Source organism: Devosia limi DSM 17137 (assembly GCF_900128975.1).
GTDB classification, from domain to species: domain Bacteria; phylum Pseudomonadota; class Alphaproteobacteria; order Rhizobiales; family Devosiaceae; genus Devosia; species Devosia limi.
The window spans coordinates 234,085-254,451 of the sequence record NZ_FQVC01000001.1; the positions used below are offsets into that span (position 1 = coordinate 234,085).

17 protein-coding genes are annotated in these 20,367 nt (G+C 64.4%); 9 read left to right on the forward strand and 8 right to left on the reverse strand.

The window, feature by feature from the left end:
- Nucleotides 1-11 precede the first annotated feature (11 nt).
- Nucleotides 12-1,025: a GTP 3',8-cyclase MoaA gene (gene moaA, locus BUA69_RS01045; protein ID WP_046136242.1), complete on the forward strand. Its 1,014-nt coding sequence runs from the start codon at nucleotides 12-14 to the stop codon at nucleotides 1,023-1,025.
- A 181-nt stretch (nucleotides 1,026-1,206) separates the two neighbouring features.
- Here moaA and BUA69_RS01050 read toward each other — a convergent pair whose 3' ends face one another.
- The 3 genes from BUA69_RS01050 to BUA69_RS01060 form a co-directional block, all read right to left on the reverse strand.
- Complete coding sequence (locus BUA69_RS01050; protein WP_046136243.1) at nucleotides 1,207-1,608, reverse strand: VOC family protein; 402 nt, start codon at nucleotides 1,606-1,608, stop codon at nucleotides 1,207-1,209.
- 2 nt (nucleotides 1,609-1,610) lie between these two features.
- Nucleotides 1,611-2,090, reverse strand: coding sequence for an Lrp/AsnC family transcriptional regulator (locus BUA69_RS01055; RefSeq protein ID WP_046136264.1), 480 nt, complete (start codon nucleotides 2,088-2,090; stop codon nucleotides 1,611-1,613).
- A 136-nt stretch (nucleotides 2,091-2,226) separates the two neighbouring features.
- Nucleotides 2,227-2,742, reverse strand: coding sequence for a thermonuclease family protein (locus BUA69_RS01060; RefSeq protein ID WP_052950676.1), 516 nt, complete (start codon nucleotides 2,740-2,742; stop codon nucleotides 2,227-2,229).
- Between the two features lie 149 nt (nucleotides 2,743-2,891).
- Here BUA69_RS01060 and BUA69_RS01065 point away from each other — a divergent pair, with 149 nt between their 5' ends.
- Nucleotides 2,892-4,421 (forward strand): sensor histidine kinase, encoded by a 1,530-nt coding sequence (locus BUA69_RS01065; RefSeq protein WP_046136245.1) that lies wholly within the window; start codon nucleotides 2,892-2,894, stop codon nucleotides 4,419-4,421.
- A 290-nt stretch (nucleotides 4,422-4,711) separates the two neighbouring features.
- On the opposite strand, the gene cobT is transcribed toward BUA69_RS01065, so the two are convergent.
- Nucleotides 4,712-5,737, reverse strand: coding sequence for a nicotinate-nucleotide--dimethylbenzimidazole phosphoribosyltransferase (gene cobT, locus BUA69_RS01070; RefSeq protein WP_046136246.1), 1,026 nt, complete (start codon nucleotides 5,735-5,737; stop codon nucleotides 4,712-4,714).
- A 65-nt stretch (nucleotides 5,738-5,802) separates the two neighbouring features.
- Here cobT and BUA69_RS01075 point away from each other — a divergent pair, with 65 nt between their 5' ends.
- Nucleotides 5,803-6,657 (forward strand): adenosylcobinamide-GDP ribazoletransferase, encoded by an 855-nt coding sequence (locus tag BUA69_RS01075; protein WP_052950677.1) that lies wholly within the window; start codon nucleotides 5,803-5,805, stop codon nucleotides 6,655-6,657.
- On the opposite strand, the gene BUA69_RS01080 is transcribed toward BUA69_RS01075, so the two are convergent.
- Nucleotides 6,640-7,254 (reverse strand): TetR/AcrR family transcriptional regulator, encoded by a 615-nt coding sequence (locus BUA69_RS01080; protein WP_046136247.1) that lies wholly within the window; start codon nucleotides 7,252-7,254, stop codon nucleotides 6,640-6,642. The genes BUA69_RS01075 and BUA69_RS01080 overlap by 18 nt on opposite strands.
- Before the next feature lie 115 nt (nucleotides 7,255-7,369).
- On the opposite strand from BUA69_RS01080, the gene BUA69_RS01085 reads away from it, so the two are divergent.
- Nucleotides 7,370-8,581 carry an MFS transporter gene (locus BUA69_RS01085; RefSeq protein WP_046136248.1) on the forward strand — a complete coding sequence of 404 codons (1,212 nt, stop codon included), beginning with the start codon at nucleotides 7,370-7,372 and terminating at the stop codon, nucleotides 8,579-8,581.
- Between the two features lie 133 nt (nucleotides 8,582-8,714).
- Nucleotides 8,715-9,401: a retropepsin-like aspartic protease family protein gene (locus tag BUA69_RS01090; RefSeq protein ID WP_046136249.1), complete on the forward strand. Its 687-nt coding sequence runs from the start codon at nucleotides 8,715-8,717 to the stop codon at nucleotides 9,399-9,401.
- 210 nt (nucleotides 9,402-9,611) lie between these two features.
- On the opposite strand, the gene dusA is transcribed toward BUA69_RS01090, so the two are convergent.
- The gene (dusA, locus tag BUA69_RS01095) at nucleotides 9,612-10,631 is read right to left on the reverse strand and encodes a tRNA dihydrouridine(20/20a) synthase DusA (RefSeq protein WP_046136250.1); all 1,020 of its coding nucleotides are present in this window, start codon (nucleotides 10,629-10,631) and stop codon (nucleotides 9,612-9,614) included.
- A 187-nt stretch (nucleotides 10,632-10,818) separates the two neighbouring features.
- Between dusA and BUA69_RS01100 the strand changes: the two genes are divergently transcribed.
- The 3 genes from BUA69_RS01100 (at nucleotide 10,819) to BUA69_RS01110 (ending at nucleotide 14,265) form a co-directional block, all read left to right on the forward strand.
- Entirely contained in the window at nucleotides 10,819-11,268 is a 450-nt protein-coding gene (locus BUA69_RS01100) for a universal stress protein (RefSeq protein ID WP_046136251.1), read from the forward strand.
- A gap of 235 nt (nucleotides 11,269-11,503) precedes the next feature.
- Nucleotides 11,504-12,862 (forward strand): FGGY-family carbohydrate kinase, encoded by a 1,359-nt coding sequence (locus BUA69_RS01105; protein WP_046136252.1) that lies wholly within the window; start codon nucleotides 11,504-11,506, stop codon nucleotides 12,860-12,862.
- Between the two features lie 98 nt (nucleotides 12,863-12,960).
- Nucleotides 12,961-14,265 carry an NAD(P)/FAD-dependent oxidoreductase gene (locus BUA69_RS01110; protein ID WP_046136253.1) on the forward strand — a complete coding sequence of 435 codons (1,305 nt, stop codon included), beginning with the start codon at nucleotides 12,961-12,963 and terminating at the stop codon, nucleotides 14,263-14,265.
- On the opposite strand, the gene BUA69_RS01115 is transcribed toward BUA69_RS01110, so the two are convergent.
- Nucleotides 14,262-15,182 carry a DMT family transporter gene (locus BUA69_RS01115; protein ID WP_046136254.1) on the reverse strand — a complete coding sequence of 307 codons (921 nt, stop codon included), beginning with the start codon at nucleotides 15,180-15,182 and terminating at the stop codon, nucleotides 14,262-14,264. The two genes, BUA69_RS01110 and BUA69_RS01115, sit on opposite strands and share 4 nt — an antisense overlap.
- A 414-nt stretch (nucleotides 15,183-15,596) precedes the next feature.
- Entirely contained in the window at nucleotides 15,597-18,122 is a 2,526-nt protein-coding gene (locus BUA69_RS01120; RefSeq protein ID WP_072866432.1) for a beta-mannosidase, read from the reverse strand.
- Nucleotides 18,123-18,484: 362 nt separating this feature from the next.
- Between BUA69_RS01120 and BUA69_RS01125 the strand changes: the two genes are divergently transcribed.
- Nucleotides 18,485-20,365 carry a putative bifunctional diguanylate cyclase/phosphodiesterase gene (locus BUA69_RS01125; protein WP_052950326.1) on the forward strand — a complete coding sequence of 627 codons (1,881 nt, stop codon included), beginning with the start codon at nucleotides 18,485-18,487 and terminating at the stop codon, nucleotides 20,363-20,365.
- Nucleotides 20,366-20,367 lie beyond the last annotated feature (2 nt).

Consider the following 20,367-nt stretch of genomic DNA (forward strand, 5'->3'; position numbering starts at 1 on the left):
AAGTTCGGGGCATGACGATGCATAATCCCCAGGCTCGGCCACTTGTTGACCGCTATGGCCGCCATATTTCCTATCTGCGGATTTCCGTGACGGATCGCTGCGACTTCCGCTGCGTCTATTGCATGGCCGAGGACATGACCTTCCTGCCCAAGAAGGAAGTGCTAAGCTTCGAGGAAATCGACATAATTTCCAGTGCCTTCGTGAAACGCGGCGTGACTCGGCTGCGGCTGACCGGCGGCGAGCCGCTGGTGCGGCGCGATATCATGGACCTTGTCCGCACGCTGGGGCGGCATCTGGGGCATGGGCTGGACGAGCTGACGCTGACCACAAATGGCAGCCAATTGAGCAAGCATGCTGGATTTCTTGCTCAAGCAGGGGTGCGCCGCCTGAACGTATCGCTCGACACATTATCCCCCGATCGCTTCCGCACGATTACGCGCCGCGGACGCCTGGAAGACGTGATGAGCGGGATCGACGCAGCGCAGGAGGCCGGCCTCGAAATCAAGATCAACATGGTGGCGATGCGCGGCGTCAACGACGACGAGATCGAACCGATGATGGCCTGGGCACATGCCCGGAACATGGGGCTGACGCTGATCGAAGGCATGCCGCTGGGCGAAGTGGGGATCGACCGGGTCGACACCTATCTGCCACTGCGCGAACTGCACGACCGGCTGTCCCGGCGCTATACGCTGGAGAAGCTGACCAAGAAGACCGGGGGCCCGGCCCGCTATGTCCGGGTGGCGGAAACCGGGGGTGTCCTGGGCTTTATCACCCCGATGAGCCACAATTTCTGCGAGAGCTGCAACCGGGTCAGGCTGACAGCTACTGGCCAGCTGTTCCTGTGCCTGGGCCAGGACGACCAGGTGAACCTGCGGGACGCCCTGCGCGATGGCGGTTTGCCGGCGCTGGATGCCGCGCTGGACCAGGCCATGCTGATCAAGCCGAAAGGGCATGACTTCGTCATCGACCGCAACCGCCCCGAGCCGGCGCTGGGCCGGCACATGTCGGTCACGGGTGGTTAGACGCTGGACTTGGGGCGCTCCGGCTTCCGACACCCCCACCCCGGCCCGCCACTCGAGCGTAGCTCTCATGGCCTTCCGCGCTCAAATGCGTGCAAAGGAAACTGGATCCCGGCTTTCGCCGGGATGACGGCTGGTGGTCGGGGCGGATCGGGATGACGGCGGAGAGCCTGCGGGGACGAGACTAGCGCCCTTCGGCCCGCTCGGCGAGTTCGACGACGATGCCGTCCGGGTCGCGGACGAAGGCGACGCGCTTGAACATTTCCAGATTGTGGGCGGCGCGTGGTGCTTCGATGATCTCGACCCCGGCTTCGGCCAAGCGGGCGACAAGAGCGCCGATGTCATCGAAGGCGAAGGTCAAGTGGCGCATACCAGCTTCGTGGGGCGGCACATCGCGGGAGCGGGCGATGTCGGCAGTGGGCGCGAAGACTTCAAGCATGCCGCCGCCGGCATCGAGAAACGCCAGTTCGCCCCGGACCTGGGATTTGCGCAGCACCAGCCTGAGGCCGAGCAGCTCGCAATAGAAGTGGATGGTGGCATCGAGATTGCCCGACGTCATGCCGATATGCTCGAAGCCGACCAGCATGGCTATTTGTCGTCGTCGGAGATCAGGGCGAATTCCAGCGGCAGCGCCGTGGTATATTTGATCTGCTCCATGGCGAAGGACGAACTGACATCGGTCAGCGCGATGCGCGAGATCAGCTTCTTGTAGAAGGTGTCGTAGGCGCCGATATCGGGCACGACGATGCGCAGCAGGTAATCGACGTCACCGCTCATGCGGTAGAATTCCACCACCTCGGCGAAATCCTCGACGGTGGCGGCGAATTTGCGCAGCCAGCCCTCGCTATGCTCGTTGGTCTTGACCGAAACGAAGACGGTGACCCCGGCATTGACCTTGACCGGATCCAGCACGGCAACGCGGCGCTTGATGACGCCATCTTCTTCCATCTTCTGGATACGGCGCCAGCATGGCGTGGTCGAAAGGCCGACTTTGCGGCCAATCTCGGCCACCGGCATGGTCGCATCCTTCTGTAGAAGCGTCAGTATCTTACGGTCGATCTTGTCCAACGCCATCAATGCCCCCGTGAAATCAGTTTGCGACTATCGCAAGAATTTTCCCACAAATTGGGAGATTACCTGCCACATTAAGCGCATGAGCGCAATAATCTTGCGCGATGCAAGTCGTTTGCCCCCTCACCCAGAGTTAAGCCCAACCCGCGAAGCTCATGATCCAGGACCAGGGGTCGCTCTTCTGATCGTCCTGGCGATCCCGCCAAGCACGCGGCTGTTGAAACTCGCCCTGCCAAAGACCAAGCCGCCTGGCCCTGGCCGTTTGCTGTTCGCGCCAATAATCATCCGATGACACGGCCAGCCCGTCAACGACCATGGCCCGGGCAATGTCGCGGCCGTCAACCCGGCAGGTCGCCAGAATGCGGCGGTACTTGTCGCGACCTTCGGCATCGCAGGCCAGCGTGCCGCTGCGGATCAGCGCCGACAGGCGATCGCGCGCGACGCGACCGCAAGGCCAGTCGCCGCCCCTGGCCGTCTTGCAGGTCTGGGCCAGTTCGGGCGCATCGATGCCGAGCAGGCGGACGCGCTCCTGTCCGAGATGGAAGCTGTCGCCATCGCTGACCCTGGCCTGCCCGGAGAGCTGGCCGGGCTCAGGATCGAGCCAGGCGGCAAGCACGGCCACGACGGCCAGAATCAGGACTGCGAGCACGGCTCCGGAGCCAGACCGGAAGGGTCGCCATTGATGTTGATAACGCCCCAGGATTTCACCACCCGTTAACTACGCCGCCGCTAGTGTTTTCAAATGAGCGTAGCGAATGCGTATCCGGTTCGCATCATTTAGTAACGAGTAAGAGTTTCATGCCGTCCCAGCCGACTGCATACGAGGCTGATGTTCGTTCCCTCATGGGGCGCGACAGCAAACGCACGGCCCAGAAGACCGTGCTCGACGCGCGCCAGCGCCTGACCTCGAGCTCGGGCACGCGCGCATCCTACGATTTTGAGCTGATGCACGACTATGCCGGTTCGCGCCTGGCATCGGCCCTGCCCCTCGCCGCCATCGTGGTGATCCTGTCCGTGGTTTCCAGCTTCTGGGTGCCGGTGCTGTTCACCGTGCTGTGGGCCAGCCTGGTGCTGACCAGCCTGCTGCTGGTGGCGCTGGTGGCCCGCCGCTTCAAGAGCAGCGACCCCGCCCGTTTCAATGCCGGCCAGTGGACCACCACCTTCGTGGCGGTCGAACTGATTTATGGCATTGCCTGGTCTCTGCTGGCGCTGTTCACGCTCGCTGCCGACCCGGACAGCCTGACGCCGCTGATGTTTGCCATGCTGCTGGTCAGCGTGGCTGCCAATGCCGTGGCCACCCATTCGCTGCCACAGGCCACCTTGATGAGCACGCTGCCGGTGACCGTGACGGTATCGATCAACCTGATCGCGCTGGGCGGCACGCTCAACTACACACTGGCTGCCGTGGCCATTTGCGGCGAGTTCTTCTTCGTCTACCTGGCGCGCCAGTTGCACGGCTCCGAGCTGGAGACGATTACCCACCAGGCGGAAAAGGACGCGCTGATCGGCGAGCTGGAAGAGGCGCGGCAAATGTCGGACGAGGCCCGCCGCCATGCCGAGCAGGCCAATATCGCCAAGTCGCAATTCCTGGCGACTATGAGCCATGAGCTGCGCACGCCGCTCAATGCCATTATCGGCTTTTCCGAGGTGTTGAAGTCGGAGCTGCTGGGGCCGCACCAGGTGCCGCAATACCAGGAATATGCCGGCGACATTCACAGCAGCGGCCAGCATTTGCTCAACCTGATCAACGAATTGCTGGACCTCAGCCGCATCGAAGCGGGCAAGTACGAGCTCAACGAGGAAGTGGTGTCGCTGGTCGATATCGCCGAGGACTGCCGCCGCATGATGGAACTGCGCGCCAAGTCCAGGGGGATCGAGCTGGTCTATACGTTCGGCAACAACCTGCCCAGGCTATGGGGCGACGAACGCGCCATTCGCCAGGTGGTGCTGAACCTTTTGTCCAATGCCATCAAGTTCACGCCCCAGCATGGCAAGGTGAGCCTGGTGGTGACGCGCAGCAGCGATGGCGGGCAGCTGGTTTCGGTCAGGGACAATGGCCCCGGCATTCCCGAAGAGGAAATCGAGACCGTGCTGTCCTCGTTCGGTCAGGGCTCGCTGGCGCAGAAGACCGCCGAGCAAGGCGCGGGCCTGGGCCTGCCGATCGTGCAGAAGATCATGGAACTGCATCAGGGCCGGTTCGACCTGTTTTCCAAGCTGCGCTTCGGCACCGAAGTAATCGCCACCTTCCCCCGCGCCCGCGTCATGGACGCGCTGGCTCCCGTGGTGGAAAAGAAGAACCGCCTCGAGATCTACTCGGCGGCTGGCTAGGCGGCTGGAGGAGAATGGGGCCGCCTCCGCGAACGTCCTTGCCTGCCTTGGCCCATCCCCCCCACAGCGTCATCAACGGGCTTGTCCCGGTGATCCATGGTTCAGCAGGCGTGGCGGGATGGATTGCCCGGACAAGCCGGGCAATGACGGTGGGGAGGGATTGGGGCCGATGCTTGGGCTTGGGCTTGGGCTTGGGCTTGGGCTTGGGCCCTCAGGGATGAGGACTCAGGCTTGCAGGGCGCCTGCGAGACCCGATGCCGGGTGGCAGAGGCGCGACCGTCGCGCCCCGATCAGGCGTCCTTGCCGCTGATGGCAGCACTTTCAAAGGTGGCCATATTGTAGTGCAGGTGCAAAGCGGTCTTGGCGAGTATGGCGGCAAGGGCGGCGCCGCTGCCTTCGCCCAGCCGCATGCCTAGATCCAGCAGGCCCTTCTGGTCCATGGCAGCGAGCGCGCGCGCGTGACCGCCTTCGGCCGAGACATGGGCGAAGATGCAGTGATCGATCGCGGCAGGGTTGATCGCGTGGGCGATGGCGGCGGCCGACGTGGCGACGAAGCCATCGACAATGACCGGGACCTTCTGGTGGCGCGCGGCCAGCAGGGCGCCGAGCATGGCGGCGATCTCGCGGCCGCCGACGCGGGCGAGAATGGCCAGCGGGTGATTGAGTTCGTCGCCGTGGAAGGCCAAAGCGCGGTCGACGGCAGCGGCCTTGCGGGCGAGGCCGGCATCATCGACGCCGGTGCCGCGGCCGACCCAATCGGCGCCGGTACCGCCATACAGCGCGGCATAGATGGCGGCGGCGACGGTGGTGTTGCCGATGCCCATTTCGCCGATGCAGATCAGATCGGGCTTACCGGCAATGGCTTCCATGCCATAGGCGATGGTGGCGGCGCACATCTTGTCGTCGAGCGCCGGCGCCAGGGTGATGTCGCCGGTGGGCAGTTCGAGCGCCAGTTCAAACACGCGCAGGTTGATCTCGTGCAGCGCGCACATCTGGGAGATGGCGGCGCCGCCATTGGTGAAATTGGCGACCATCTGGGCGGTGACTTCGCGCGGGAAGGCCGAAACGCCCTGATCGGTAACGCCGTGGTTGCCGGCGAAGATGGTGACCATGGGATTGTCGAGGCGCGGCTTGGCGCGGCCCTGCCAGCGGGCGAGGAATTCCACCAGGGTTTCGAGCGAACCCAGCGAGCCCTGCGGCTTGGTCAGGCAGGCTTCGCGGGCCCGGACGGCGGCAACTGCCGCCTCGTCGCCATCGGGGACGATGGTGAGCAATTCCAGGACATCGGCATAGGCGGCGTGGAGCGAGGCGGGCATGGCAGGTCCGGCATGATGGTGCTAGGAAAGTGCCGTCTTGTTGCGCAATCGGGAGCGAAAAGCAATTGAACGCCGATGGCCCTGCCCCCTTGCCCAATGATGCCATTGGCGATGCCGCGCGCCAGCCAAGCGGCCCGCAGGCGCCCGCTGCCAGCCTGGGGCTGACTGCCGATTACGTGATGGCGCTGCGGTTTTTCTCGCGGCTGCCGAGCGGAGATAGCCCGCACCAGAAGCCCGACCTCAATCGAATCGCCATGGCGCTGCCGCTGGCCAGCGTGGTGATCGGCATCGGCCCGGCGCTATTGCTGATCGGCGTGGCAATGCTGGGGCTGCCGGCCTATTTCGCCGCGGCGCTGGCAGTGGGCGCGGCGGTGATCGTGACCGGAGCGATGGCCGAGGATGCGCTGGCCGATAGTGCCGATGGGCTGTTTGGCGGGCACACGACCGAGCGGCGGCTGGAGATCATGAAGGATAGCCGGCACGGCACCTATGGGGTGGCGGCTTTGTGCCTGTTCATCGTGCTGCGCGTGGTGGGGATCGGCAGCGTGGCGGCGATCAACCCGCTGGCGGCGGGGGCGATCTGGCTGGCGGCAGGCGTGACGGCGCGGACCGGGGCGCTGTGGCTGGCGAGCGTCCTGCCCCCGGCGCGAAGCGATGGCGCGGCGGCGGCGGCCGGGCAGTTGAGCAAGCGCAGCTTTGCAGTGGGCGTGGTGTTTGCGCTGATCCTGCTGTTCCTGCTGGCGGGGCCGCCGACGAGCCTGTTTGCCATCGCCGTGGCGCTGATCCTCGTGGTCGCGGTGACGACGGGATGGGTGGCGGTGTGCCGGCGGCTGGTGGGCGGGCAGACGGGCGATCTCATCGGCGCACTGATGGCGCTGCTGGAGATTGCGGTGCTGACGGCGCTATTGCTGTTTGTCTGAGGCAGGCGCGCCGAGCAGCAGGCCCGACAGGAAGGCCTTGAACGCAACGATGGCCTTGCGGGCGGTCGCCTCTGGATCGTCGGAATTGGCGATCCACTGGGCGGCATTGAGGCTGGCGCCATTGATGAGGCGCGCGGCGGCTTCCGGATCGACCGGGATGATCGCTCCATCGGCCACGAGGCCGGTGAGATTTTGCTGCATGCCGGCGATGCAGCCGTTCTGGCTGGCCCATTGCCAGGGATCGCCGAGCACGGCGGGACCATCGCGGTGGACGATGCGCAGGATTTCGGGCTCGACCGCCATTTCGAGATAGCCGGTGCATTCATCGACAAAGGCCTGCCAGGGCGTCGTAGCATTGGCGGTGATGACCTTGAGCCGCTCGGTCATTTCGGCGTCGATCTCGGCGATCACGGCGGCCAGCAGGCCCTTCTTGTCACCGAAGTGATGATAGAGCGCGCCACGGGTGAGCCCGGCGGCGGCGGTGAAATCATCCATGGATGCATCAGCATAGCCGACCGTGCCGAAGGCCTGCCGCGCGGTGGCGAGCAGCTTGCCCCGGGTTTCGGCAATCATCTCCTTACGCGGTTTATGCGCCATAAAATTCCTCGTTCATACGCGTCGTATGTGAATTGACATACGCGGCGCATGCGAATTATGTAATCGCATACGTCGCGTATCTCAATGCGAAAACTCCTAAGACCAGGAATCTTCAATGTCCAATCCTTATAGCGAAATATTCCGCGCGCCGGGCACCAAGGGCTTTGCCGCGGCAGGTTTTCTGGCGCGCCTGCCCCTGGCGATGACCACGATGGGTATCGTCGCCATGCTCTCGCAGACCCATGGCGAATATTGGCTGGCGGGCGCCGTATCGGCGACCTTTGCGCTGACCAATGCGGCTCTGGCGCCGCAGATTTCCCGCCTGATCGACCGGAAGGGGCAAAGCCGCGTGCTGGTGCCGGTGACTATTGTGACGGTTATCGCCTTCATCACGCTGCTGGTGGCGACGCGTTATGACTGGCCGGTCTGGACATTGTTCGTCTCGGCGCTGTTTGCCGGGGCGCTGCCCAGCATGCCGGCAATGGTGCGGGCGCGTTGGTCGGAAATCTATCGGGACACGCCGCAGCTGGGCACCGCCTTTGCGTTTGAATCGGTGGCTGACGAGATGGTCTACATTACCGGCTCGATCTTTTCGGTGGGGCTCAGCGTAACGCTGTTCCCCGAGGCGGGGGTGTTGCTATCGACCATCTGCCTTGCCATCGGGATGGTGCTGTTCGTGGCGCAGAAGTCGACTGAACCCAAGGTGCGGCCAGTAGAGCGCCATCAGGGTGGATCGGCATTTGCGCTGCGCCCGGTGCAGTTGATCACCGTAACGCTGATTGCTGTCGGCACGATTTTCGGCACGGCAGAGGTCACGGTGATCGCGCTGACCCGCGAATTGGGTGCCCCGGCGGCGGCAAGCCTGGTGCTGGGCGGCTATGCGGCGGGATCGCTGGTCATCGGGCTGATCTTTGGCGCGATGAAGCCCAAAATGCCACTGGCGCGCCAGTTCCTCATCGCTATCGGCGTTGCCGCGTTGACGACGTTGCCACTGCTGATGGCCAACACTGTACCGGTGCTGGCGCTGTTGCTGCTGGTGAGCGGCATGGCCATTTCGCCAACCTTCATCACCGCCTTTGGCCTGATTGAACGGCTGGTGCCGCCGGCCAAGCTCACCGAGGGCATTACCTGGGCGATGACTGGCATCGCTATCGGCATGGCCGTCGGCTCGTTCAGCTCGGGCTGGGTCATCGACCAGTTCGGAGCCAGCAATGGCTTCTGGGTTTCGGTGGTGGCGGGGGCAATCGCCCTGCTCTGCGCCCTGGCCGGACAGCGCAGCCTGGCGGCACCGGCACCGCGCGCTACAAGGCAGGCGGCAGTCGCCTGAAGAAAACTGAGGGCGGCGGACTCGACCGTCGCCTTCGCTCATTTGCGCCTGTGGCGGGATGCAGCCTTGAAATTGCCGCGGGCAATGCCTTTATGCTGACAGGCACATCACGCTGCGCGAGGGCGACAAACCTATGATCTTCATTGGCATTGCCCTTCTGATCGCCGTGGGCCTGGCGCTGATGATCAGCGCCGACGCCGGGAGCCTGGTGGGGCTGAGCCAGGCGCAAACTGCGCAGCTGATCCCGCTGCTGGTGATCCTGATTGTCTTTGCCGGCGGACTCTTTTCCCGGCGGCGCAAATTCTCCGAACTGTTTACCAGCGTCATTCTGTGGATCGGCATTTTTGCCGTGGCGGGACTGACCTATGCCTATCGCGATGAGCTGACGGGCATTGCCGGGCGCGTGGCCGGGGAATTGCAGCCCGGCGTGGCGGTGGTGGATGCCCAGCAGGGCACGGCCGTGTTCCGGCGTGGCATGGGCGGGCATTTCGAGCTGCAGGCCGATATCAACGGCCATGTGACGCCGATGATTTTCGATACTGGCGCCACCGCCGTGGTGTTGACCAAGGATGATGCCGAGGCAGCCGGGATCGATACGGCTAGCCTGCGCTACGTCATCCCGGTTTCGACAGCCAATGGCACCGGCCAGGCGGCACGGGTGACGCTGGACCGGATCGAGGTGGGCGGCATCGTGCGGGAGGACATCCGCGCCTTCGTGCTGGAGGACGGCGCGATGGATACGAGCCTGTTGGGGATGACGTTCCTGGAAACGCTGCAGCGATACAGCGTGACGAGCAATTCGCTGGAACTGACCAACTAGCCCCCGCGCGCTTTGCCCAAGATCGGGGCTCCCCTGGACCACCCGGACGAGCCGGGTGGTGACGGTGGGGAGGGATGCGGGCTGACCACGGACGCTGTGGCGCGGCGGGACAAGCCGGGTGGTGACGGTGGGGAGGGATGCGGGGCGGTTGCGGGCGCAGTTCGGGACGAGCGGGGGCGGCGAAGGGCCGGTACCTCGCCCTCCTCGCGATCAGACGGCGATGCGGTCGCGGGGGCGGACGGCGTCCATGGCGCGGCGGATGACTTCGGGGCCGGCGCCGGGCTTGCAGGCATCGACACTGAGAATCTGGCGGAACTGGCGGGCGCCGGGCAGGCCAGCGGCGAGGCCCAGCATGTGGCGGGTGATCTGGTTGATACGGCCGCCCCGGCTGAGTTCGGTTTCGGCATAATCGGCCATGGCGGCCATGACGGCTTCCAGCGTGATTGGGGCGGCAGTGTCACCGAAGAAGGCGGTATCGACCTCGGCCAGGATCATGGGCGTGTGATAGGCGGCTCGGCCCAGCATGACGCCGTCCATGAACTCCATTTCGGCCACGGCAGCGTCAATGGTTTCGAGACCGCCATTGATCATCACCGGCAACGGCGTCAGACGGGCGCGCAGGCGGTGAACCCGATCATAGTCCAGTGGCGGAATGGTGCGGTTTTCCTTGGGGCTGAGGCCCTTGAGCCAGGCCTTGCGGGCATGGACGTAAAGCGCATCGACGCCGGCCGCGACCATGGTATCGGCAAAACGATCGAGGCTTTCCTCAATGTCCTGATCGTCGATGCCGATGCGACATTTGACGGTGACCGGGCGGTCGGTGGCATCGCGCATGGCGCGGACGCATTCGGCGACCAGATCGGGCTCCGCCATCAGGCAGGCGCCAAAGCGGCCAGACTGGACCCGATCGGACGGGCAGCCGACATTGAGATTGATTTCGGCATAGCCAAAGGGCTCGGCCAGGCGAATGGCGGCGGCCAGCTCGCTGGGATCGGAGCCGCCCAATTGCAGGGCCAGGGGCTGTTCGATGGGATCGAAATACAGATGCCGCTCGGCATCACCATGGACGATGGCGGCGCTGGTGACCATTTCGGTGAACAGCAGGGCATGGCGCGTCAACAGGCGATGCAGGAACCGGCACCGCATATCGGTCCATTCCATCATCGGGGCCACGGAAAACCGGCGCGCCAGCGCGACGTCGGGAACGGCGCGGGTTGCGGGGGCGATCATCGAAAGAGCTGACGGCGAATTCATGGCCCCCGATTAGCACATTGCGCGGCGCAAGGCAGTCCCGACGCGGCAATTGACCTTTGCGCTGGACGCAAGGGCGGGATTGATGGGTGGGCCTGATCTAAATCAAGGTGACGGCGGCCCAATTCGCGCTAGGGTAGCGACGAACGCAAACGAGGGACTAACGATGTATAAGAAGATTGTGATCGCCGTCGACGGATCCGAGCCTTCGGCAAAGGCACTGGAGCATGGGCTGACGCTGGCCAAGGCGCTCGATGCCAAGGCAATCGCCGTGACCGTGACCGATCCTTCGCTGTTCATCGCCCCCGGCGCCGAAATGATGCAGATGAATACCGGCGCCGTGGTGGAAGAGCTGGACAAGGCCAAGGCAGAAGGCGCCCGCCAGGTGCTGGACCATGCGCGCAGCGAGGCCCGACAAATTGGTCTCGAAATCGAGGGCGTGCATGTGCCCAACAAGCAGACGGCCGACGGTATTCTGGAGATGTCGGCGGAGCGCGGCGCTGACCTGATCGTCATGGGTTCGCATGGCCGGCGCGGGCTGGGTCGCCTATTGCTGGGCAGCCAGGCGGCAGAAGTGCTGGCGCACAGCCCGATCCCGGTGCTGATCGTCAAATAGGGGTTGAGTGGCGCGCAGAACCACAGGGGCATTCCCGCGCGGGCGGGAATCCACTCTTCAGCGCTGTAGCAAGAATGGATTCCCGCCTGCGCGGGAATGACTCCGTGGAGTAGGTGACACCGCGTGGGAATGGCAGAGGTCCTAGGGAAGGACGACCAGCTAACATGTTAGCCATGGCATCGTGGGCGAATATGCAGTAAGCGCTGACGGAGACGCCAGCGCCGAGTGCCCGACGATGACCGAACCCCGCCTGATCGCCGTGATCGATATCGGCAAGACCAATGCGAAACTCGTGCTGGTCGATGCGCAGACCGGCGAGCAGCTCGCGGCGCGCAGTACGCCCAACAGCATCAGGCGCGACGCGCCCTACCCCCATGCCGATGTCGAGCGGCTGTGGCAATTCATCATCGAGAGCCTGGGCGCGCTGCAAGCGGCGCATGGCATCGATGGCATTTCCATCACCACGCATGGGGCGACGGCCGCGCTGCTCGCGGGCGACGAACTGGCGATGCCGGTGCTGGACTATGAGCATAATGGCCCCGAGGAAACCGGCGCTGCCTATGGCGCGATCCGGCCCGACTTTGCCGAGAGCCTGTCGCCGCGCCTGCCCAATGGGCTCAATCTGGGGGCGCAGCTTTATTGGCAAAGCCAGGCGCATGCCGAGGCCTTTGCCGGCGTCACCCAGATCCTAACCTATCCGCAATATTGGGCGTGGCGGCTGACCGGCATTGCCGCCAGCGAAGTCACCTCCCTGGGCTGCCATACCGACCTGTGGGCGCCCGACTCATCAGCGTTTTCGAGCCTGGTGACCCGGCAGGGCTGGGACCGGCTGTTTCCGCCGGTCAGGCCGGCGGCGTCGGTACTGGGTACGGTGCTGCCTGAGGTTGCGGCGGCGGCGGGACTGCCGGCTGGTATCCCGGTGACCTGCGGCATTCACGATTCCAATGCATCGCTGCTGCCGCATCTGGGCGCGCATGAGACGCCGTTCACGATCCTGTCGACCGGGACCTGGGCAATTGCAATGACGGTGGGCGGCGATACCGGCAAGCTCGATCCCCAGCGCGATAGCCTCGCCAATGTGGACGCCTATGGCCGGCCGGTGCCGACGGCGCGGTTCATGGGCGGGCGCGAATTCGACATGCTGGTGCCCAATCCGGTGGAGCCGAGCACCGATGAGGTGGCGCGGGTGATGACCGGGGATGTCCGGGTGATGCCGGGCTTCATGCCGGGCGTGGGGCCATTTCCCGATGCCAAGGGCCGCTGGACGCAGCCGCCGGAGAGCCTGAGCGCGGGTGAGCGGACGGCGGCGGTCTCGCTATATCTGGCGCTGGTGACGGCGGCGTGCCTGGCGCTGGCGGGCATTGGCAAGCAGATCATCATCGAAGGGCCGCTGGCCCGCAATCGACTGTTTGGGCAGGCGCTGGCGGCACTGAGCGGGGTGCCGGTGAGCGCGTCGGGCGATGCGACCGGGACCAGCATGGGGGCCAGCATGCTGTTTGGCGGCGGGCATGTGTCCAAGCCGGGCACGGTGCTGGAGCCGCTGGCGACCGAAGGGTTCGCCGCCTATGCCGCGCGCTGGCGGGCTGAGCTCTAGCAGGCGAGCCTAGCGCAGGGCGCAGGCGAGCCTTGCGCCGATAGTGCTTGAGCGGCAAGGTCGCCGCACTTACGTCAGGGTAACCTACGGAGGCGCGAATGGCTGGGGCTGACAAGCATCGGGTGGTGATCGTCGGAGGCGGGTTCGGCGGTTTATCCGCGGCGCAGACCCTCAAGGGCGCCAATGCCGACGTCACGCTGATCGACCGGCGAAACCATCACCTGTTCCAGCCCCTGCTCTATCAGGTCGCCACCGCCTCGCTCAGCACCTCCGAAATCGCCTGGCCGATCCGCAATATCCTGCGCAAGCGCGGGGATGTGCGGACGCTGCTGGGCACGGTGATGGGAGTCGACACGGTCAACAGGACGGTGCGGCTGGAGAACGGGCAGACCATTGCCTATGACAGCCTGATCCTCGCGACCGGGGCGCGGCATGCCTATTTCGGGCATGACGAATGGGAGCAATTTGCGCCGGGACTGAAAACGCTGGAGGACGCCACCACCATTCGCCGCAAGCTGCTGCTGGCCTTTGAGGCGGCGGAGCGCGAGCCCGACGCCGAGAAGCGCAAGGCGCTGTTGACCTTTGTGGTGATCGGCGCGGGGCCGACCGGGGTGGAAATGGCCGGGGCGATCATGGACCTGGCGCGACTGACGCTGCATGGCGAGTTCCGGGTGATCCGCCCCAATGATGCGCGGGTGGTGCTGATCGAGGGCGGGCAGAAGGTGCTGGCGAACTTTGCGCCGGAGCTATCGGAATACACCCTGCGGGCCCTGCGCAAGCTGGGGGTCGAGGTCTATCTGGGCGAGGCGGTGACGCTGATCGACGCCAAAGGCGTGGTGTTTGGTGGCCAGCGGCTGGATGCCAGCACGATCATCTGGGCGGCGGGCGTCGAGGCTTCGCCGGCAGCGCGCTGGCTCGGCGTGGAACCGGACCGGGCTGGCCGGGTCAAGGTCGCGCCCGATCTCAGCGTGCCGGGGCTGCCAGAGGTGTTCGTGGTCGGCGATACGGCGACGATCACCATGCCGGATGGCAAGCCGGTGCCGGGGGTGGGTGACGCGGCCAAGCAGGGTGGGCGGCATGCGGCCAATGTTATCAAGGCGCGGATCGAGGGCGGTGTGACGCCGGGAGCGTTCCGCTATCGGCATGCCGGTGACCTGGCGACCATCGGCAAGAGCAAGGCGGTGATCGACTTTGGCTGGACCAAGCTCAGGGGCTGGCTGGCCTGGTGGGTCTGGGGTCTGGCCCATATCTATTTTCTCATCGACACCAAAAACCGCGTGTTCGTGGCGCTGAGCTGGCTGTGGATCTATCTCAGCGGCCAGCGCAGCGCCCGGTTGATCACCCAGGGCGATGCGGAGAACAAGGCGCCGATCAAGGAAGTCACGGCGCCCCAGAAGCCCTAGCGGTCGCCGACGTCATCGACCGAAATGGCGGGCTTGCGCAGGGACTTTTCGCGCAGCCAGATATAGAGGCCGCTGCTGATGATGATGGCCGCGCCGAGGATGAACCATTGGTCCGGCGGCTGGTTGAAGATCAGCCAGCTGGCCATGGTGAGGTAGAGCAGGCTGAGATAATTGAACGGCGCCAGGGTAGCGGGCGTCGCATAGCGATGCGCCACCGAATTGAGATAGTGCCCGCAGAGACCGGCCGCGCCCATGATCGCAAAGGCCACCCATGAAATGGGCTGGCTGGGCCAGGCCCAGCCGGTGAGCGCGATGGGGGCCAGGAGGATCACCGGGACGGCGCCGGCGTAGAATTGCTGGGTCAGCGCCGAGTCCACGCCGGCCAGCTTGCGCGTCAGGATGGAGAACAGGGCCAGGAAGAAGGCGCAACCGAGGCTGAGCAGCGCGGCAGGCTGGAACGCCTCGGAGCCGGGGCGGACGATGATGAGAATGCCGATGAAACCGACGCCGATGGCGGCCCAGCGGCGCCAGCCGACCTTGTCGCCGAGCAGCGGGCCGGAGAGCGCGCAGATCATCAGCGGCGAGGTGAACTGGATGGCGCTGGTGACGGTCAGCGGCAGATAGCGCATGGCAAGGAAGTTCAGCCCGGTGGTGCAGAGCAGGCAGGCACCGCGCAGGACTTCGAGCTTCCAGTTGTTGCTGACCCACAGATTGCGGCCGCTGACCGGCAGGAACAGCAGGAGCAGCAGGAACAGGTGCATGCCATAGCGCACGAAGACGATCTCGGTGGTCGGCATGCCCTCGACCGACAGCCACTTGGCCGAGATATCGAGCACCAGCAGGACGAGCTGGGACAGCAGCACCAGCATGATGGCGTAATTGGCCCGGCTTTCGATGGGGGCGACAATGTGGACCATCAGTGGGTGATCGCGGCGTCGCGGCTGGGCGCAAACAACAAAGACATGGCAAGTCCGGAAGTGCACGCGGGAGGGCCGCGTGATCGTCAGACAGCGTTGGAAGATAGCGGCCCGCAAGTCAATGCGGGGGCGGAAGAAACTTGTATGGAAGAAGGCAATCCGTGTGCCTGTATCTCCGCGCGTCTAGATGCGTCACAGCGCGTTCCCCCAAACACCGGCGCTGCCCGCGGACTTGATCCGCGGGTCGCTCGTCGCTTGTGCCGGGGGAAAGTGGTCTCGGGTCGAGCCCGTGGGCAGCGTGGTGGGGGATTGGGGGCTTGTCGGGATAAGTATCTAGGCACGGGGACCCCCACCCCGGCCCTCCCCTCAAGGGGGAGGGGGCGATGATCCTGGCCGCTATGCGATCCCCCTGCCCTAGAAGGTTTCGGAGAGGTTGCGGACGCGGAGGGATTGGATGAGTTCGGCGGCGGAGGGGGTGGCGCCGTGGCGGGGGGTGAAGGTCAGGTCGGTCTGGCGGCCCGGCAGGAGCGTGACGGCGTTGTCGGAGAAGTAGCCGGGGATATCAACCGATGCGGTGACGAACAGGGCGGGCTTGTCGGTGGCGAGGGTCAGAACCAGCTGGCCATCGACCTCGGACCAGGCAGCTCGGATCTTGGGCTCGGGGAGTTCATAGGCCTTGTAGGGCTTGGGGAAATAGTCGTTTTCGCCGAGCAGATTGCCGTGCGCGTCGCGCCAGGAGAAGAACAGGAACTCGTCTGCAGCCAGATCGGCGAAGGGCATGGTGGCGACGGTGATGGCGCCGTCCGGCCCGACACTGGCATCGCCGGAGAACACGACGCGATCACCACCCCCGATCTTCACGGCGCGGATTTCGAGCGCGATGGAGACCGGAGCAGCCGTGTCGTTGATGCCGCGGAACACGATGCTGGTCGGCGCGGCGTTTTCCACCGGGGTGCCGCGTGAATTGGTTGGCACGGTTTCATGCACCGGCACGGCGACGACGTTGACCGGCAGGAAAAAGCGCTTGGCCATATATTGCAGGAGCTTCCACTGCCCGCCGTAATCGAGGCTGGACCACGAAGCGACCGGCCAGATGTCGTTGATCTGCCAATAGAGCGTGCCCATGCAGCGCGGCTTGGTGGAGCGCCAGTACTCGATGGCGGTCTTGATGGCGAGCCCCTGCTGGATCTGGGACAGGAACACCATCTGGTCGAAATCGCGCGGGAAGCGGAAATAGCGCGTCATGGTTTCCAGAATGCGGGCATTGCCGCCGGCATTGCGCTGGTGATTTTCCATGACCGGAGAAGACGGGTTGCGATCCCTGGGCTCGGCGAAGGTCTCGATGACGTTCATCGAGGTGAAGGACTGGAAACCGAATTCGGAGGCAAAGCGCGGGTTGACGCTGCGATAGGCCTCGAAGGGCTTGGCCGAGTGCCAGACGTCCCAATAATGGGTGTCGCCGCGGGTATCCATCTGCCAGCCATCGGAGAAGTCGAGATAGCCCATGGAGGGCGAGGACGGCCAGAAACGGCGGGCAGGATCCTCGTCCTCGACGATATTGCCGAGCATGGAGTTCAGGCGGTCGTAATTGGCGACGTAGCGCTCCGGCGCCGCCTTGGTCTCGGGATACCAGTGCAGCGAGCCAATGACTTCGTTATCGCCGCACCACAGCGCGATCGAAGCGTGGTGACTGAGGCGGCGCACCTGCTGGGTGATCTCGGTGCGGACATCGGCCAGGAAGGGGCGATCGGAGGGATAGCTCATGCAGGCGAACATGAAATCGTGCCAGATCAGGATACCGAGTTCGTCGCACATCTCGTAGAAATAATCGGGCTCATACTGCCCGCCGCCCCAGATGCGCAGCATGTTCATATTGGCCGCCTTGGCGCTTTCCAGCAGGTCGCGGATGACCGCCGGCGTGATGCGCGAAGGGATGGCGTCGGCGGGGATCCAGTTGGCGCCCATCATGGTGATGTCGCGGCCATTGATGCGGCATTTGAAGGTGTGGTCGATATCGTCGGGCTCGACGATCCATTCCAGCTTGCGCAGGCCGATCTGGCGGGTGGTCTTTTCGCCATCGAGAGTGGTGGTCAATTCGTAGAGCGGCTGGGCGCCCTGCCCCGCCGGCCACCAGAGCCTGGGGTCATGGATGGTGACGTTTTGGGTGAAGACATTCTCGCCCGGATGCACCGCGACCTTATCGGTGATCAGCTGGCCATCCACGCTGTGCGCAAGTTCAACCGAACCCTGAGCAAAGGCGAACACGCGCGTCTTTATCGAGAGTTCAACCGAATGCTCACCATGGGCCTGATCGACCTGGACGCTGTCCTGGCGGGCCAGCCGCGACTTGCGCAGGCTCATGGTGCCATAGACCCCGATGGGCATGAGGCAGATGCCCCAATCCCAACCCGCATGGCAGGCGGCCTTGCGGATGAAGTTCATGTGGATGCCTTCGAGCCCATTGGTCTGGTAGTTCTTGGTGAAGGGAATGGGAAAGGGGTGTGCGTCCGCACGGGCCCTGGCGACATCAGGAGCCACGGCGAACTCGATGCGCAGGGTATTGTCGCCGGCATGGACCTTGCCGGTCACGTCGATATCGTAGCGGATGAAGGCATTCTGGGTTTTGGCGATGATCTCGCCATTCAGCAGCACGGCGGCGATGCAGTCGACTTCGGCCAGGGTCAGCGTCAGGTAGCCATCGATATCGGCGGCGGTGGCGGTGAAGCTGCGCTCGACCGTCCAGGGCGTCTGATTGACCCACATGACGGTTTTTTCGTTCTCACCAAAGTAGGGATCGGGGATTTCGCCCGCCGCCAGCAGGGCGCCATGCACGTCGCCCGGCAGGGTGATTTCGGTTCGCACCGTGTGAGTCGGCGACGACAAGGCGAAGGTGCCTCCGAGATCGAGAGCGGCGTAACTGGTGCGGTCGGCGTTGGACATGGTTCCTCCATTGGCGTCCAGAACGGAACGCGGGCTGCATGCGATGAAATGAGCGGGGCTGACGCACCGAAATCGATTGCACTGCGTTCTTAGCCCGGTTCCAAAATGCTTCCAATGGGCATGAGCGGCCGGCCGGCGCAAAAATAGCGCTGAATTGCAACGATGCAACGCGGCGCGCCACCAGAAGGAAAGAAAGGGCTTACATTTGTGTTAGGGATTGTCCGGTTAGCGTTGCGACATAAGCGGGGGCTTACACGTCTATGTCGTTACGGACCATCCTGGGGCGGTACTTTGCCGCCCCTCCTGACACTTCCGAACTTGCGCAATCGCAGGCGCACGCGTTCACGCGGCAAGTGCCGGTAATGTACGCCACGGTCCTGACCAACGTGCTGATCCTGTCGGCCACCCATTTCCACGTCGCCCCGCCGCTCCTCACGCTCTATCTGCCGATGATGCTGGCCGCGACCTGCCTGGCGCGACTGGTGATGTGGTGGAGCAAACGAGACCACAGCTTCACCGATACCGAGGCGTCCTCGATGTTGCGCAGCATGGTCTTGATGGCGACAATCCTGGGCTTCGGCTTCTCGGGATGGGCGATCAGCCTCTACCCTTACGGGGATGGCTTCCAGCAAGCCCAGATTGCCTTCTTCATCGCAGTCACCACCATTGGCTGCATGTTCTGCCTGATCCATCTGCGCCCCGCAGCGGTCGCCGCCGCCGCCAGCATCATAGTACCTTTCAGCATTTACATCCTGCTCAGCGGCAATGGCGTGCTGATCGCCATGACGATCAACCTGATCGTCGTGGTCGTGGCGCTGATGTCGATCCTGTTCCGCTACAACAGCAACTTTGCCGAACTGGTCGCATCGCGTGCCGAAATGGCCGAGAACCAGGCTGAAACGCAGCGGCTGTCCGACGCCAACCACCGCCTGGCAAACCGCGACGACCTGACCGACCTGCCCAACCGCCGCTCGTTCGAGCGCCAGCTCAACGCGATGCTGGCCCAGGCGCACCTCGATGGCCGCGAGATTGCGGTGGCACGGCTGGACGTTGACAGCTTCAAGGCGGTCAACGAGATTTTCGGGCACGCCAACGGCAATCGCGTCCTGGCGGAAATTGGCCTGCGTATCCTGTCGCATTGCAGCACCGCCACCTTTGTCGCCCGCACGGGCGGCGACCAGTTCGGGCTGATCATCGACGGGCCCTTTTCCGACCAGCAGGTGCCGCGCTGGGGCGAGCAGATCTGCGCGGCAATGCGCCAGCCATTCGTGCTGCCGGGTTCCAATCTGCGCGCCTCGGTATCGATGGGCCTGGCGATATCGCGGGACGATGACACGCCGGAAACGCTCTATGACCGGGCCGATTATGCATCGACGGTGGCCAAGCGCGGCTATCGCGGCGCAGCGGTCCTGTTCGATGAGCGCCATGCCGACGAGATCAGCAAGGTGCGCAGCATGGAGCATGCGCTGCATACCGCCGATCTCGATGCGGAAATCTACATCCTGTTCCAGCCGCAATTCGACATCGCGTTCAACCGCACCACGGGCTACGAAGTGCTGGCGCGCTGGCGCAGCCCGACGCTGGGCGAGGTTTCGCCGGGCGAGTTCATTCCGATGGCCGAGCGCAGCGGCATGATCTCCAAGATCACCCAGACGGTGCTGAAGAAGGCGCTGGCGGTGCTGGACGAGCTGCCGGCGCCGATGCGGCTGTCGGTGAACCTGTCGGCCCACGATATCGGCTCGGCAACGGCAATCGAGGGCATTGCGGCGCTGGTCGGCGCGGCTGGCACGCCCTGCCGGATCGACTTCGAGATCACCGAAACATCGATCATGCGGGACCTGCAGCAGGCCAATGCGGCGCTGGTGTCGCTGCTGGCGCTGGGGTCACGCATTGCGCTGGACGATTTCGGCACCGGCCATTCGAGCCTGACCTATATCCAGAACCTGCCGCTGGACCGGATCAAGGTGGATCGCAGCTTCGTGGCCGAGGTAACCAGCAACCCGACCAGCCGCGCCATCATCAAGACCACGGTCGACCTGTGCCGGAACCTGGGCATTACCTGCGTGTTCGAGGGGATCGAGACCGAAGAACAGCTGGAAGCCCTGCTCGGACTGGGCGGCACGGTGATGCAGGGTTATCTGTTCGGCCGGCCGATGAGCAAGACGGCGATGCTGGAGCATTGCGCCAGGGAACGGCTGGGCGCCAATGAAATGCCGCGGCTTAACCTGCACGCGACGAGCTGAGG

Excerpts from the sequence above, each read along its gene's own strand:
- moaA (WP_046136242.1), top strand. The coding sequence starts at position 12 with ATGACGATGCATAATCCCCAGGCTCGGCCACTTGTTGACCGCTATGGC.
- BUA69_RS01050 (WP_046136243.1), bottom strand. The coding sequence starts at position 1,608 with ATGCTGGTCGGCTTCGAGCATATCGGCATGACGTCGGGCAATCTCGAT.
- BUA69_RS01065 (WP_046136245.1), top strand. The coding sequence starts at position 2,892 with ATGCCGTCCCAGCCGACTGCATACGAGGCTGATGTTCGTTCCCTCATG.
- cobT (WP_046136246.1), bottom strand. The coding sequence starts at position 5,737 with ATGCCCGCCTCGCTCCACGCCGCCTATGCCGATGTCCTGGAATTGCTC.
- BUA69_RS01080 (WP_046136247.1), bottom strand. The coding sequence starts at position 7,254 with ATGGCGCATAAACCGCGTAAGGAGATGATTGCCGAAACCCGGGGCAAG.
- BUA69_RS01085 (WP_046136248.1), top strand. The coding sequence starts at position 7,370 with ATGTCCAATCCTTATAGCGAAATATTCCGCGCGCCGGGCACCAAGGGC.
- BUA69_RS01090 (WP_046136249.1), top strand. The coding sequence starts at position 8,715 with ATGATCTTCATTGGCATTGCCCTTCTGATCGCCGTGGGCCTGGCGCTG.
- dusA (WP_046136250.1), bottom strand. The coding sequence starts at position 10,631 with ATGATCGCCCCCGCAACCCGCGCCGTTCCCGACGTCGCGCTGGCGCGC.
- BUA69_RS01100 (WP_046136251.1), top strand. The coding sequence starts at position 10,819 with ATGTATAAGAAGATTGTGATCGCCGTCGACGGATCCGAGCCTTCGGCA.
- BUA69_RS01105 (WP_046136252.1), top strand. The coding sequence starts at position 11,504 with ATGACCGAACCCCGCCTGATCGCCGTGATCGATATCGGCAAGACCAAT.
- BUA69_RS01110 (WP_046136253.1), top strand. The coding sequence starts at position 12,961 with ATGGCTGGGGCTGACAAGCATCGGGTGGTGATCGTCGGAGGCGGGTTC.
- BUA69_RS01115 (WP_046136254.1), bottom strand. The coding sequence starts at position 15,182 with ATGGTCCACATTGTCGCCCCCATCGAAAGCCGGGCCAATTACGCCATC.
- BUA69_RS01120 (WP_072866432.1), bottom strand. The coding sequence starts at position 18,122 with ATGTCCAACGCCGACCGCACCAGTTACGCCGCTCTCGATCTCGGAGGC.
- BUA69_RS01125 (WP_052950326.1), top strand. The coding sequence starts at position 18,485 with ATGTACGCCACGGTCCTGACCAACGTGCTGATCCTGTCGGCCACCCAT.